The sequence below is a fragment of the Actinoplanes sp. CA-131856 genome, assembly GCF_050956135.1.
Taxonomy (GTDB): Bacteria; Actinomycetota; Actinomycetes; order Mycobacteriales; family Micromonosporaceae; genus Actinoplanes.
Window position 1 is genome coordinate 6,937,672 of the sequence record NZ_CP191849.1, and the last position, 13,959, is coordinate 6,951,630.

Sequence of the window (13,959 nt, forward strand, 5' to 3'; positions counted from 1 at the left end):
GCTGCTACGCAGGCAGTTGATCCATCGCCTTGTAGATCCTTTTGTCCGAAATCGGATAGGCGGTTCCCAACGATTGGGCGAAGAAGTTGATCCTCAGTTCCTCGATCATCCAGCGGATCTCGCGCAGCTGCTCGGCCGCCGCGCCGCCGAGGTCCGCGCGCAACTCGCGGTACTCCGACTCGATCTCGTGGATCTGGGCCATCAGCTGCCGGTCGCGGGCCAGGTTGCCGCCCAGCCGGTCGAGCCGATAGACGATCCCCCGCAGATAGCGCGGCAGATGATGCATCTGCCGGAAGCCCGTCTCGGTCACGAACCCGGCGTGCACGAGCCCCTTGAGCTGCTGCCGAATGTCGGCCAGGGCCGGCAGCAGCGCCGGGTCACGCAGCGACTTCAACCGCTGTTCGACGTCGTACGCCGTCGCGAGCACCGCCTGGACCTGCGTCACCACGTTCGCCACGGCGTCGACCAGGTCCTGCCGTACGTTGTCACGCAGCGACGCGAACTCGATGGACGACCACACCGGGCCGCCCGCGTCGGCCACCAGCTTGTCGACGGCCGCGCCCGCGCAGTCGTCGAGCAGGTCGGCGATCGAGCGGTACGGGTTCGCGCGTGACAGTTCGAGCTTGGCCCGGTTGTCGAGCCGCCCCTGGAGATAGCGAGCGGCCGGCGGCAGCGTGAGCAGCAGCAGCTTGCGCGTGCCGGCGGTCATGGCCGTACGCTGCTCGGCCTCGCTCTCGAAGACCTTCACGGCGACGCTGTCGCCCTCGTCGGCCAGCGCCGGGTAGACGTTCACCTCGTAGCCGCCGCGCACCTGGGCCACCCGGCGCGGCAGCACGCCGAAGTCGTTGGTGGTGATGCCCCGGCGCTCGATGTCGCCGGCCGCCTTGGAGATCGTCGCCTGCACCTTGGGCGCGAGGCTGCGGCGCAGCACCTCGAGGTCGCGCCCCTCCCCCAGCGTCTTGCCCTGCTCGTCGACCACCCGGAAGTTGACCCGCAGGTGGTCGGGCACCTGGTCGGGGCGCCAGGCGTCACGGGGCACGATGGTGCCGGTGAGCCGGCGCAGCTCGTTGCCGATGGCGTCGGGCAGCGGGCCCCGGCGGGCCGGCACCCGGTCGAGGACGGCCTCGGCCCAGTCCGGCACCGGCACGAAGTTGGTGCGCAGCGCCTTGGGCAGGGCCCGGATCAGCGCGATCACCACCTCCTTGCGGAAGCCGGGCACCGACCAGCCGAAGTCCTCCGCGTCCAATTTGTTCAGCAGCGGCAACGGCACCTCGACGGTCACGCCGTCGGCCGCGGTGTTCGGCTCGAACTCGTACGACAAAGGCAGTTTGACGCCGTTGGCGAGCCAGGCGTCCGGATAGGCGTTCGGGTCGACGGAGTCGCGCCCGGCGTTGACGAGCAGCTCACGGGTGAAGGTGAGCAGATCGGGCTGCGTGCGGCGGGCGTTCTTCCACCACGCGTCGAAATGGCGGGCCGAGACCACGTCGGCCGGAATGCGGGCGTCGTACAGGGCGTACACCGTCTCGTCGTCGACCGCGATGTCGCGCCGCCGGGCCCTGTTCTCGATCTCCTCGATCTGCTCGAGCAGCTTGGCGTTCTCGGCGAAGAATTTGTGGTGGGTCTCCCAGTCGCCCTCGACCAGCGCGTGCCGGATGAACAGCTCCCGCGAGACGACCGGGTCGACCTTGGAATAACCGACTTTCCGGCGGGGAACGATCGGCAACCCATACAGAGTCACTTTCTCGTACGCCATGACGGCGCCCTGCTTCTCCTCCCAGTGCGGCTCGCTGTAGCTGCGCTTCACCAGGTGCGGGGCGAGCTTCTCGGCCCATTCGGGCTCGATACGCGCGTTGACCCGGCCCCACAGGCGGCTGGTCTCGACGAGTTCGGCCGACATGACCCAGCGCGGCTGCTTCTTGAACAGCGCCGAACCGGGGAAGATGGCGAACTTGGCTCCGCGCGCGCCGAGATATTCGCGCTTGTCGGTGTCTTTCAGGCCGATGTGACTGAGCAGGCCGGACAGCAGCGCGGTGTGCACGTGCTGGCCCTCGGCGACGTCCTCGCGGTCCTCCGACAAGGTCAGTCCGAGGGTACGGGCCACTTGCCGCAGCTGCGCGTAGATGTCCTGCCACTCACGGACCCGCAGGTAGTTCAGGAATTCCGTACGGCAAAGCCTCCGGAATTGGTTTCCCGACAGCTCCTGCTGCTTCTCGCGAAGGTAGCGCCACAGGTTGAGGTAGCTGAAGAAGTCCGATTCCTTGTCGGTGAACCGGGCGTGTTTCTCGTCGGCCTGCTGCTGTTTGTCGGCCGGGCGCTCACGCGGGTCCTGGATGGACAGCGCGGCCGCGATGACCATGACCTCGGCCACGCACTCCTGCTTGTCGGCCTCCATGACCATGCGGGCCAGCCGCGGGTCGACCGGGAGCTGGGCCAGCTGACGGCCGAGCGGAGTGAGGCGCCGCTCGTCGAGGGCGCCCAGCTCTTCGAGGAGCTTCACGCCGTCGGTGATGTTGCGGCGGTCGGGCGGGTCGATGAACGGGAACTTGGCCAGGTCGCCCAGGCCCAGGTTGGTCATCTGGAGGATGACGCTGGCCAGGTTGGTCCGCAGGATCTCGGGCTCGGTGAACTCGGGCCGGCCGAGGAAGTCCTCCTCGGAGTAGAGCCTGACGCAGATGCCGTCGGCGACGCGGCCGCAGCGGCCCTTGCGCTGGTTGGCGCTGGCCTGCGAGACCGGCTCGATGGGCAGCCGCTGCACCTTGAGCCGGTTGGAGTAGCGGCTGATGCGGGCCGTGCCGGGGTCGATGACGTAACGGATGCCGGGCACTGTCAGCGAGGTCTCGGCGACGTTGGTGGCGAGCACGACCCGGCGCTGCGAGTGCCGTTCGAAGACCTTGTGCTGCTCGGCCGCGGAGAGCCGGCCGTAGAGCGGCACGATGTCGGTGTTGCGCAGGTTGCGCTTGGCCAGGGCGTCGGCGGTGTCGCGGATCTCGCGCTCGCCGGAGAGGAAGACCAGGATGTCCCCGTCGCCCTCGCGGCCCAGCTCGTCGACGGCTTCCGCAATCCCGTCCACCTGGTCGACGGGCTCTTCCGTCTCGTCCTCATCGAGTGCTACAAGTGGCCTATATCGGACTTCCACCGGGAATGTCCGGCCACTCACCTCGATCACCGGTGCAGGCTTGCCCGATTTATCAGCAAAATGAGTCGCAAATCGGGCGGTTTCGATGGTGGCCGACGTGATGATCAGCTTGAGGTCGGGACGCTTGGGCAGCAGCTCGCGCAGATAGCCCAGGATGAAGTCGATGTTGAGGCTGCGCTCGTGGGCCTCGTCGATGATCAGCGTGTCGTACCGGCGCAGCATCCGGTCGTTCTGGATCTCGGCCAGCAGGATGCCGTCCGTCATCACCTTGACCATGGTGTCGTCGCCGACCTGGTCGGTGAAGCGCACCTTGTAGCCGACCGTGCTGCCCAGCGGCCGGTCGAGCTCCTCGGCGATCCGCTCGGCCACCGTGCGGGCGGCGATCCGCCTCGGCTGGGTGTGCCCGATCTGGCCGCGCAGGCCGCGGCCCAGCTCCAGGCAGATCTTGGGGAGCTGGGTCGTCTTGCCCGAGCCGGTCTCGCCGGCCACCACGACCACCTGGTGGTCGCGGATGGCGGCGGCGATGTCGTCCTTGCGCTGGCTGACCGGCAGCGACTCGGGATAGGTGATCCTGGGTACGGAGGCGAGCCGGGAGGCCAGGCGGGCGGCCGCCCGGTCGGTGTCGGCGGCGATCTCGGCGAGCACCGACGTACGCGCCGCCTCGTCCTTGATCTTGCGAGTGCCCTCGAGCCGGCGCGTCAGCCGGCGCTCGTCGTGCGGGAGAAGCTCGGCTATCCGGCGGCGCAGCTCGGCGACGGCCGGTGGGGCAGGTGTTATCGACATGGCGCAGCAAGAATAGGCGGATCTCGGCGCAAACGCCTGGTGATTAACGCCCCAGGTCGTCCACCGCCGCCATCTCGTCGGCGGTGAGCTCGAATCCGGCGATGTCGGCGTTGCGGGTGATCCGCTCCGGCGTCGACGACTTCGGGATCACGACGATCTCGTGCTGGACGTGCCAGCGCAGCACCACGCGGGCGGTGTCGACGCCGTGGGCGGCCGCGATCTTGGTGAGGACCGGGTCGTTCAGGTTGGTCGTCTTGAACGGCGAATAGCCCTCGAGCACCACGCCACGGTCCCGGTGCGCCTGGACGAGCCCGGCGTCGTACAGCGAAGGGCCGAACCTGATCTGATTGACCGCCGGCGTCACACCGGTCTCGGCGGTGAGCTCGTCGATCTCGTCCGGGCCGTAGTTGCTGACGCCGATGGCGCGGGCCAGACCGGCGTCACGGATGGCGACGAACTCGCGCCACACCTTGACCGATCGGCCCCGGTGCGGCGGCCAGTGGATCAGCCACAGGTCGACCGCGTCGAGGCCGAGCGCCCGCAGGCTGGCCTCGATCGTCCGGCGCTCCTGGCCGGCCCGCTCGGGCGGCAGCTTGGTGGTCACGAAGACCTCGTCGCGCGGCACGCCGGAATCGGCCAGCGCCCGGCCGACCTCCTCCTCGTTGCCGTACATGGTGGCGGTGTCGAGGTGCCGGTATCCGGCCTCCAGCGCGTCGCGGACGGCCTGGTAGGCCTCGTCGCCGCGGATCTGCCAGGTGCCGAAGCCGAGCAGGGGCATCGCGACCGGGGTGCCGTCGGCCGCCTTGGCCAGGGGCAGGGCAGGAATCGTCATACGAGTCATCCTGCCCCGCGATCCGCCTACCGACACCTGCTGATCATTCCGCGGTCGCCGGGGGCCGCTCGGGCACGGGCGACCGCAGCGGCACCGCCGCCGGGTTGTGGCCCGACGGCACCGAGGACGGCAGCGCCCCCAGCCCGGGCAGCCGGGTGTTCTCCATCGCCGCCCGCTCGGCCAGCGCGCGCTCCAGGGCCGCCCTGGTCTCGGCCTCGTCGTCCGTCTTGGTCCTGCTCATCTCTGGCTCCTCCTCTTTCCCGACCGGAATGGTGAAGTGGAAACGGGTTCCACCCCCGAGGTTGTCCGCGACGCCGATCTCGCCGCCGTGGCGCTCGACGATGCGCTTGCAGATGGCCAGGCCCAGGCCGGTGCCGGCATATCCGGCGGCGGTCCGGGCCCGGTGGAAGCTCTCGAAGATCTCCGGCTTGTCCTCGTCCGGGATGCCGATGCCACGGTCGGCGATCTCGACGCGGGCCCAGCTCCCGGTGACCTCGCCGGTCACGTCGACCCGGGGCGTGGTGCCGGGGCGCACGTACTTGAGGGCGTTGCCGACGAGGTTGTCCAGGACGTGCCGCAGCATCGCCGGGTCGGCCCGCACCTCGGGCATCGGGCCCACGTAGACGTCCGGGCGGTCCTCGGCCCGCAGGTGCTCCACCCGGTCGCGGATGACCTCGTCGAGCAGCGCGCCGAGCTCGACCGTCCGGGTGCGCAGCGGCGCGTTGCGGGCGGTGCTGTAGGCCAGCAGCGTGTCGATGAGCCCGCCCATCCGGTCGACCGCCCGCACGATCCGGAACAGGCCGTCGTGCACCTCGTCACCGGCGTCCGACCGTGGCACGTCGGCCAGGTCCTCGATCGCCGCCTCGCAGTGCCCGCGGATCACCGCCAGCGGCGCCTTGAGGTCGTGCGCCACCACCCCGGCGAAGACGGCCAGGTCGTTCTCGTAGCGCCGCAGTTCGGTGATGTCGTGGAAGACGGCGACCGCACCCCGCTGACCGGCGCTGATGTGCAGCGGCCGCCCGTCGACGCTGAGCAGGATGCCCTCGGGCCGGCGCGGGTTCCGGATGATCATCTCGACACCGTCGGACGACTCGCCCCGCAGGGCGCGGATCAGCGGCAGCTCGTCGAGCGGGAACTCCGTGCGCCCGTCCGGCTTGTAGATCCCGTAGTGCTGCTGCCAGTCCTCCGGCCCGTCGGCGTCGTCCATCCCGCCCAGCAGCTGCCGGGCCGCCGGGTTGTGCAGCAGGAAGGCGCCGTGCTCGTCGACCACGCCCACGCCGTCGCCGATGCTGTTCATGATCGCGCCGAGCAGGCCGGCCTGACGCCGGCTCTCGGCCTCGGCCTCGCGCAGCTCGGCCGTGCCCTCCTCGAGCTTGGCCAGGGCCCGGGCCCGGCCGGTGGCCAGGGTGTAGACCAGCCCGGCCAGGATCAGGGTGACGGCGATGCCGCCCAGCAGCACGCTGAGCGGGAGGGGACTGGTCGCCCCGGGCAGCAGCTTGGCGTCGGCCTGGGTGATGAGCGTCCAGTGCCGGTCGGCGACCTCGAAGTCGCCGCGCCGCTCGAGGTCGGCGTCGCCGCCGACGGAGTAGCCGGCCACCACCGGGCGGTCGCCGTCGCGGTCGGCCGCGAGCAGCGTGGCGTCGAGCTGGCCCTGGCTGACCGTGGCCAGCACGCCCCGGAGGAAGTCCTGGCCGCGCAGGCCGAGCACCATCCAGCCGCGGAAACTGGGGAACGAGGAGCGGTCCCAGACCGGCGCGGCGAAGATGAACGAGTGCTGCCGCTGGGCCTGGGGCAGGTTGCGGTCGCGCAGCAGGACGTAGGTGTCGGAGACGCTGGGCTGACCGATCCGGCGCGAGTCCTCCAGCGCCGCGGCGGCCTCGGGCGCGGCCGACACGTCCAGCCCGTTGAGGGCCGGGCCGGCCGAGTTGAGTGTCCGCGTGTAGACGGAGAAGTAGTGTTCGCCCTCACCGACCGGCTTGAGCTGGAGCCCGTCCGAGCCCCGGTCACGCCACAGCTTCTGCACCGACGGGATCTCGGCGGTGGTGGCCGGCACGACGAAGGCGAGCGAGGCGGCGCCGATCAGGTCGGCCGAGGACAGCGGCGCGGTCGCCGCGTCGAAGTCGGCCCAGGTGAGCTCGTCGTCGGTGCCGAGGCCGGCCGCTGTCGCCTCGGTCAGGGCGCGGAACCGCTCGGTCTCGGTCCGCACGGCGGCCTGGGCCATGGCGGTGCGCTGGTCCATCACGCGCTCGGCGGTCTCGTCCTGGGCGGTGCGCATGCCGGCGTACACCAGACCGAAGATGATGAGGCCGACCAGAGCGACCGAGACAGCCAGAGTGAGGCCCCTCTTGTCCGCCGCCAATCTTGCCACAAATGTGAGCTTAAAACGCAAATCACCCCGGTCGGCCAGGTTCGGCCGACCGGGGTGAGGCAAGCTCACTTCCAGGTGTCGTACTGGTACAGGTTCCGCTGCGCCATCAGGGTCGTGATCTTGGTGTAGTAGTTCGGGTCGGTCGCGTAGCCGGCCTTCCACACGTTCCAGATGAACTTGTTCGCGTCCTTGGTGTAGGCGAAGGCCGGCTTGTACCGGTTGTTCACCCGCAGGAAGCTGCCGTGGTCGCGGAACGAGTGCGCCATCGAGGCGTACGTCCGGAAGCTGGCCACCGTGGTGAAGCAGGTGCCGGCCTTGGTGCACTCCTGGGTCGTGTAGTCGTGGCAGCCGCTGGCCAGCGTCCCGTAACGGCCGCTCTGGCACTTGATGCCGAAGTAGTTCCGGTCGACCGAGGCCAGGCCGCTCTTGCCCCAGCCCGACTCGAGGATCGCCTGGGCGATCGTGACCGACGCGGGCACGCCGTACTCGCGCCAGCCGCGCTGCGCGCCCGGCACGGCCGCGGCCAGGAACTGCTCCGGGGTGACGGTGACGGCCGGCGTCTTCACGGCGGCGCCGGGGCACTGCGCCAGGGTGGCCGTGACGACGTACGCGTGCGAGATGTAAGAACCGTCGGAGAGCTTGTTCCACTGCGAGGTGGTACGAACCGTGCCGCTCACCGTCGAGCCGACGACACCGCAGACGCCGTTGACCTTGGCGCCGGTCGCGACCGAGCGCTTGACGGGCGCGGTCGTCGACGGGGCGGTGCGGATGTTGACCTTGCCGTCGGAGCTCTTGACCGTGCCGACCTTGTACGTGGTCTTGACAGGCGTTTTGACAGGCGTCTTGGCCTTTACGGTGGACGCCTGCGGCGACGTGGTCGCGCACTTCTTGATCGCGCCGCTGCGCAGGTACGAGTGGGTGACATAGCCGCCGGTGCTCAGGCGGTCCCACTGGGTGGTGGTGCGGACCGAACCGCGCACGCTCTGACCGGTCACCGAACAGGCGACCGAGATCTTCTGGTTGTCGCGCAGCGAGCCGACCACCTTCGCGGCCAGCGACGGCGCGGAGCGGACCTTCAGCGTGCTGCGGACGTCGACCGTGGCCGTCACCCCAGCCGCGTAGGCCGTCTGGGGCACGGCGAAAAGGCCGGCCCCCACGGCGAGCGCGAGCATCGGTCCGGCGAGCCGGCGGGTGTACTGCCTCATGTGTAACGTCCCCCTTCGTTCTGCGTCCGTTCGAAGGTGGCGGCGCGGCGTTGCGGGCCAAGAGCGATCTGGGGTGCGGAAACGTTGCCGAGGCGCGCTGATGTGGCGAAAATGTGCCGCAGGTGACGTTGTGCCTTGTGGTGCACAGGCTTGAAAATCTGACCGGCTGGGAAATGCGCGTACCGCCGTTGACCGCGACTCGCAGAAGGGCAGCCCGCCGATGACGGCCCTGGCGTCCCCGTCGTTACCCGAGACCCGCACCCGAGGTGCCGGTCACCTGGTCGCTCCGCTGGCGATATTCGTGCTGGCGGTCGCGGCCCTGTACGCGGTGTGGCGTGTCGCCATCCGCACCTCGCTGGGGCAGCGGGCCGACACGGCCGCGATGAACGGCGCCGACGTGGGCCATCCGCGGGTGGTGGAGGTGCTCGACCGCACGCTGAACGGCACGACGCTGGCCACGCTGGTGCTGGTGTGCCTGTTCGCGGCGGTGTTCGGGGTGCTGCGCAAGCGCGCCGACCTGGCGGTGGGCGCGGCCCTGATGGTGATCGGCGCGAACGCGACGGCCCAGCTGCTGAAGAGGGGCCTCTACCGGCCCGACCTGGACGGCACGGACATGCCGAACTCGTTCCCGAGCGGCCACACGGCGGCGGCCGCGTCGGTGGCGTTCGCGGTGATCCTGGTGCTGCCGCAGGCGTTGCGGGGCACGATCGCGCTGGTCGGTTTCGCCTACGTGACGGTGATCGCGGTGGCGACGGTGTGGGCCGAGTGGCATCGCCCGAGCGACACGCTGGCGGGTCTGCTGGTCACGCTGGCGTGGGGTTCGCTCGCGGTTTTCGTCGTACGTCTGTGGCGGCTGCGCACGCCCGGGGTGACGCGCCGCCCGAGCCGGATGGCGACGGTCCCGCTGATCCTGGCCGGCGTGGTGGCGGCGATCGCGGCGGCGTTCGGCATCGCGGCCGAGGCCATGCTCGACGACCTCCCCGGCCGCTTCACATTCTTGTCCGGCTCGGCGGCGATCACGGCCGCGACGGCCGGAACATTTCTCGTCTGGGTGTGGCTGACGGCCTCGCCCGGCGCCATTCAAGGAGGCACGAAGTGACCACACCGTCCAGCCCTGACAATCAAGGCGTGCCTTCGGGCCCGTCCGGGGTGCCCACACTGCCCGCACAGAACGTGGCCGCCGGCCCGACCCCCACGGTGGTGGTGGGCACGTTCCCGGAGTACGCGCTGGCCCAGCAGGCGGTGGACCTGCTGTCGGACAACAAGTTCCCGGTGGAGCGCACAGCCATCATCGGCACCGACCTGCGCCTGGTGGAGAACGTCCTGGGCCGCTTGACGGTGGGCCGGGCAGCCCTGGCCGGCGCGGCTTCGGGCGCCTGGTTCGGCCTGTTCATCGGCTTGCTGTTCGGCTTGTTCAGCGACTCGAACTGGTTCGCCGTAATCCTGTCGACCTTGCTGATCGGCGCCGTCTGGGGCGCCATCTTCGGCGCCATCGCCCACGCGGCCACCGGAGGCCGCCGCGACTTCGCTTCGCGAAGCTCCTTGCAGGCAGGCCAGTACGCCGTGACGGCCGACGCCGAGGTGGCCGCCCAGGCCCAGCAGCTCCTGGTCCAGCTGAATTGGCGCGCCTCGGGCGCCCAGTAATCACAGCAACAAGCGGAGGGCCCGACCCCACGGTCAGGGCCCTCCAATTTTTTGCCTGCCCTTTCCCTCTCTTTTCCAGACGCGAGTCACAATCCGCGGGCCCCACTGGGCGGCGAGAGCGAGCCAACGCGAACAATGCCAATAAGGCCGCCCGCGACAATCCCGGCATACGAGGCCGACCACCTCCGGCCGCCCCGACACCAGGAGCCGAGCAAACCTTGCCGACATTACCGAATGCCGACATCGGCCGCCCGCTTATGGCATTTCGACCGAGCGCGCCCCTCCCCATCGCGACTCGTGCAAACACGATCTTCCCGCCTGCGTCACCGCCCAGAACATCCTCGGCCGAGGCGCCTCCTCGATGCACCATTTCGTCGCGCGCCACTCGCTCAGGCATAACCCCATCGCCCGCGACGTCGTCAACCGTCACCCGGCCGAGCACGTCTTCGCCCAGCACCACCCGAGCGCATGCGACGCCCTCGGACGCGCTGCCTTCAGCCACAACCTCAGGGAAGGCGCGATCATCGACGGACTCTCCGCCCACAACCCGTCCTGACACATCTTCTTCAGACGCGCACCCCGCCGACACGGAGGAGCGCAGCACGGACCGAGGTGGCTCGGCGCCCCGGAACGCATCACCCGTCGCCACGGCCGGCCGCGTCAGCACGGCTGGCCGCGTGAGCACGGCCGGCTGCGGGGAGTCAGAGACCTGGCCGGCGGCCGGGCGATCGGGAGGCGAGTCTGCGGCGATCGGCGTCGGCGTCGGCGTCGGCGTCGGCGTCGGCGTCGGCGTCGGCGTCGGCGTCGGCGTCGGCGTCGGCGTCATCTTGCGCTGGCTCGCGGCCAGGCGGAAGTGGGCCTCGGCGGCCGCCACGCTGCCGAAGAGGCGTTCCAGCTTCTGGGCGTGTCGCGCCTTCAAACCCCAGTAGCGGCGGGTTTCGTGATCGCGGCGGAATTCCGCGCGGCTCGCGGAGTAATTACGCGCCTTGGTGGGGTCGCGCATTTCGGCCACTTCTACCCGATTGAAGAACTGCAACTGCGCCATAGGCAATTCTCCCGCAACCCGACCGTCTCACGTCAGTTTTCGATCATGCCAAATTTGGCCATCAATCAGGTCCGGAGAATCGCCGTTACCAGACCGGCGGACTCCGCTCCAGGCCCTGTAGACATTTCACAGAGAAAGCACAGTTGCGATGGCCGGCATCCGCTAAGCCGGGTATGCAGCCCGTCCCCCAGGACCGATGAGACCGCGTGGGCGACGCACCGAATGGCCAAGGCCGGGGAGGACAGAACGAGGCCGGAGGCCGATGGCTGAAGGCTGAGGTCGGCGAGGCCTGAGGCCCGTCGCGGGAGGCCAAGACTGGAGACGGGAAGCGGGAGGCGGGAGGCGGGAGGCTGGGGCCCGAGGCGGGAGGCCAAGGCGGGGTCCGAGGCGGGAGGCCAAGGCGGGGTCCGAGGCGGGAGGCCAAGGCGGGGTCCGAGGCGGGGTCCGAGGCGGGGTCCGAGGCGGGGTCCGAGGCAGGAGGCCAAGGCGGGGGCCCGAGGTGGGAGGCCAAGGCCGAGGGGGCCGTAGCGAGGCCGAGGACGGGATTATGGGCGGAGGCGCTCGGCGGGGAAAGTGACGGGCCTCAGGCGGCTGCCTGAGGCCCGGAGACGGCACTGCTCACTCTGACTCTTCGCGTTGGTTGGGGTGGCTTTGTTACAGGCCGGCGCGCAGCTCCTGGCGCAGCTTGCTCAGGGCCTTGGTGAGCAGCCGCGAGACGTGCATCTGGGAGATGCCGACCTGGTCGGCGATCTGCGACTGGGTCAGGTTGCCGTAGAAGCGCAGCGTGAGGATCTTCTGCTCGCGCTCGTCGAGGGTGGCCAGGGCGGGGCCCAGGGCGACGCGGGTCTCGGCCAGTTCGAACTCGTTGTCCTCGCCGCCGAGGGTGTCGCCCAGCTCGGTGGTGCCGTCGGCCGAGATCGGGGTCGACAGTGAGGTGGCGTTGTAGGCGCGGGCGCCCTCGAGGCCTTCGAGGACGTCTTCCTCGCTGACGCCCAGGTGGGCGGCGACGTCGGCAACCGTCGGGGAGCGGCCGAGGCTGTGGGTCAGGGTGCTGTTGGCCTCGGTGATGGCCAGGCGCAGCTCCTGCAGGCGGCGCGGCACCCGGACCGACCAGGTGCGGTCGCGGAAGTGGCGCTTGATCTCACCGATGATGGTGGGAATCGCATAGCCCGCGAAATCCACGCCCCGTGAAGGGTCGAACTTGTCGATTGCCTTGATCAGGCCGACGTTGGCGGTCTGCACGAGGTCGTCGGTGGGCTCGCCGCGGCCGGAGTAGCGGTGGGCGAGGTGACGGGCCAGCGGGAGCCAGGCCTCGATCGCCCGGTCGCGGGCATGTGCTCGGGTGGGATGGTCCGCGGGCAGGGCCGACAGCGCGGCCAGCAGGTCGGCTGCGGTCTCCTGGGCAACTGCCTGGTCGGCGTACGACAGGGTCATCGGTTTGGTCCTCCATCACAACGGGCAGAGAGCCGTGCCCGCTAGCGGCGACCGTTCAGTTATTCCACGCTAGCTGATGAGGTGATGGTTGCCTAGCCGAACGTACGAGTGACGCTCGACAACCCCTGGACCCGCGCGGCAGGTGGGTGACGCGCCGGGGATTTAATGTCGGTCCCCCGTGGTAAACAACGGGAAACACATGAAGTCTCCAGACGGGAAACAGGGATGGCCATTCTCGGCATCGACATCGGCGGCTCCGGAGTCAAGGGCGCGCCGGTCGACACCGTCAGGGGCGAGCTGCTCGCGGAGCGGTTCCGCGTGCCCACTCCGCAGCCCTCCGACGTCACCAGCGTCGTCGAGGCGGTCGCCCAGGTGGCGGCGCAGTTCGACGGGTTCGACCGGGTCGGCGTCACCTTCCCCGGCGTCGTGGTCGACGGCGTCACCCGCACCGCGGCGAACGTGGACAAGTCCTGGCTCGACGCGCCGGCCGCCCAGCTGTTCAGCGACCGGCTCGGCATGCCGGTCAGCGTGCTCAACGACGCCGACGCGGCGGGTGCGGCCGAGGTCGCCTTCGGCGCCGGCAAGGACCAGGCGGGGCTGGTCATGATGCTGACTTTCGGTACGGGCATCGGCAGCGCCCTGTTCCTCGACGGCGTGCTGATCCCCAACACCGAGTTCGGCCACCTCGAGCTCGACGGGCACGACGCCGAGACCCGCGCCTCCGACCGGGCCCGCGAGACCGAGGACCTGAGCTGGGAAAAGTGGGCCAACCGGGTCGGCAACTACCTGCGTCACGTCGAGATGCTGCTCTCGCCGCGGCTGTTCATCATCGGCGGCGGCGTCAGCAAGAAGGCCGACCGGTTCCTGCCGCTGATCGACATCCGGACGCCGATGGTCCCGGCCACGCTGCTCAACAACGCGGGCATCATCGGCGCCGCGGTGACGGCCGAGACCGACGCCAAGGCGGCCTCCCCCGGCGGCGTGACGCCGCACGAGGCCGGCGCGCGGGTGGCCGGCTGATGGCCCGCACGATCGCCACCAACACCCAGGTCGGCCGCGAGGAGCTGCTCGAGTTCCTGCGGCCGCGCCACCGGGCGATCCTCATGACGACCCGCCGTGACGGCCGGCCCCAGGCCTCGCCGAACACGTGCGGGGTCGACACCGAGGGCCGCATCGTCATCTCGACCTATCCCGAGCGGGCCAAGGCCTTGAACATCCGGCGCAACCCGCTGGTCTCGGTCCTGGTCGAGTCCGACGAGTTCAACGGGCCGTGGGTGCAGGTCGACGGCACGGCCGAGGTCATCGACCTGCCCGAGTCGGTGGAGCCGCTGGTCGAGTACTTCCGGGTGATCTCCGGCGAGCACCCGAACTGGGACGAATATCGGCAGGCCATGCGCGACCAGGGCAAATCGCTGATCCGCGTCACGATCGACCGGTGGGGCCCGATCGCCACCGGCGGCTTCCCGGCCCGCCTGGCGTGATTCCGCCCGTGCCGCCGGATTTGTCCGGCGA

At 70.0% G+C, this 13,959-nt stretch carries 11 protein-coding genes; 6 read left to right on the plus strand and 5 right to left on the minus strand.

Going from position 1 to position 13,959, the window contains the following annotated elements; translation table 11 throughout:
- Positions 1–4: 4 nt before the first annotated feature.
- The 4 genes from hrpA to gsmA form a co-directional block, all read right to left on the minus strand.
- Positions 5–3,919: an ATP-dependent RNA helicase HrpA gene (hrpA, locus tag ACQP2X_RS32180; RefSeq protein WP_498688308.1), complete on the minus strand. Its 3,915-nt coding sequence runs from the start codon at positions 3,917–3,919 to the stop codon at positions 5–7.
- A gap of 43 nt (positions 3,920–3,962) precedes the next feature.
- Positions 3,963–4,751 (minus strand): aldo/keto reductase, encoded by a 789-nt coding sequence (locus tag ACQP2X_RS32185; RefSeq protein WP_498688311.1) that lies wholly within the window; start codon positions 4,749–4,751, stop codon positions 3,963–3,965.
- 43 nt (positions 4,752–4,794) lie between these two features.
- Positions 4,795–7,119 carry an ATP-binding protein gene (locus ACQP2X_RS32190; RefSeq protein WP_498688313.1) on the minus strand — a complete coding sequence of 775 codons (2,325 nt, stop codon included), beginning with the start codon at positions 7,117–7,119 and terminating at the stop codon, positions 4,795–4,797.
- A gap of 65 nt (positions 7,120–7,184) precedes the next feature.
- Positions 7,185–8,324 (minus strand): sporangiospore maturation cell wall hydrolase GsmA, encoded by a 1,140-nt coding sequence (gsmA, locus tag ACQP2X_RS32195; RefSeq protein ID WP_498688315.1) that lies wholly within the window; start codon positions 8,322–8,324, stop codon positions 7,185–7,187.
- A 220-nt stretch (positions 8,325–8,544) separates the two neighbouring features.
- Here gsmA and ACQP2X_RS32200 point away from each other — a divergent pair, with 220 nt between their 5' ends.
- From ACQP2X_RS32200 to ACQP2X_RS32215, 4 genes are all read left to right on the plus strand, one after another.
- Entirely contained in the window at positions 8,545–9,423 is an 879-nt protein-coding gene (locus ACQP2X_RS32200; RefSeq protein ID WP_498688316.1) for a phosphatase PAP2 family protein, read from the plus strand.
- 29 nt (positions 9,424–9,452) lie between these two features.
- On the plus strand, positions 9,453–9,968 hold the full coding sequence (locus ACQP2X_RS32205; RefSeq protein WP_498688317.1) for a YflT domain-containing protein: 516 nt from the start codon (positions 9,453–9,455) through the stop codon (positions 9,966–9,968).
- Between the two features lie 361 nt (positions 9,969–10,329).
- On the plus strand, positions 10,330–10,524 hold the full coding sequence (locus ACQP2X_RS32210; RefSeq protein WP_498688318.1) for a hypothetical protein: 195 nt from the start codon (positions 10,330–10,332) through the stop codon (positions 10,522–10,524).
- A gap of 121 nt (positions 10,525–10,645) precedes the next feature.
- A complete protein-coding gene (locus ACQP2X_RS32215; RefSeq protein WP_498688320.1) occupies positions 10,646–10,897 on the plus strand; it encodes a hypothetical protein in 252 nt (83 codons plus the stop codon).
- Between the two features lie 770 nt (positions 10,898–11,667).
- Here ACQP2X_RS32215 and ACQP2X_RS32220 read toward each other — a convergent pair.
- On the minus strand, positions 11,668–12,447 hold the full coding sequence (locus ACQP2X_RS32220; RefSeq protein ID WP_498688321.1) for an RNA polymerase sigma factor SigF: 780 nt from the start codon (positions 12,445–12,447) through the stop codon (positions 11,668–11,670).
- Between the two features lie 225 nt (positions 12,448–12,672).
- Here ACQP2X_RS32220 and ppgK point away from each other — a divergent pair, with 225 nt between their 5' ends.
- A complete protein-coding gene (gene ppgK / locus ACQP2X_RS32225) occupies positions 12,673–13,467 on the plus strand; it encodes a polyphosphate--glucose phosphotransferase (protein WP_498688322.1) in 795 nt (264 codons plus the stop codon).
- Positions 13,467–13,928 carry a PPOX class F420-dependent oxidoreductase gene (locus tag ACQP2X_RS32230; protein WP_498688323.1) on the plus strand — a complete coding sequence of 154 codons (462 nt, stop codon included), beginning with the start codon at positions 13,467–13,469 and terminating at the stop codon, positions 13,926–13,928. The genes ppgK and ACQP2X_RS32230 overlap by 1 nt, the downstream gene beginning before the upstream one ends.
- Positions 13,929–13,959 lie beyond the last annotated feature (31 nt).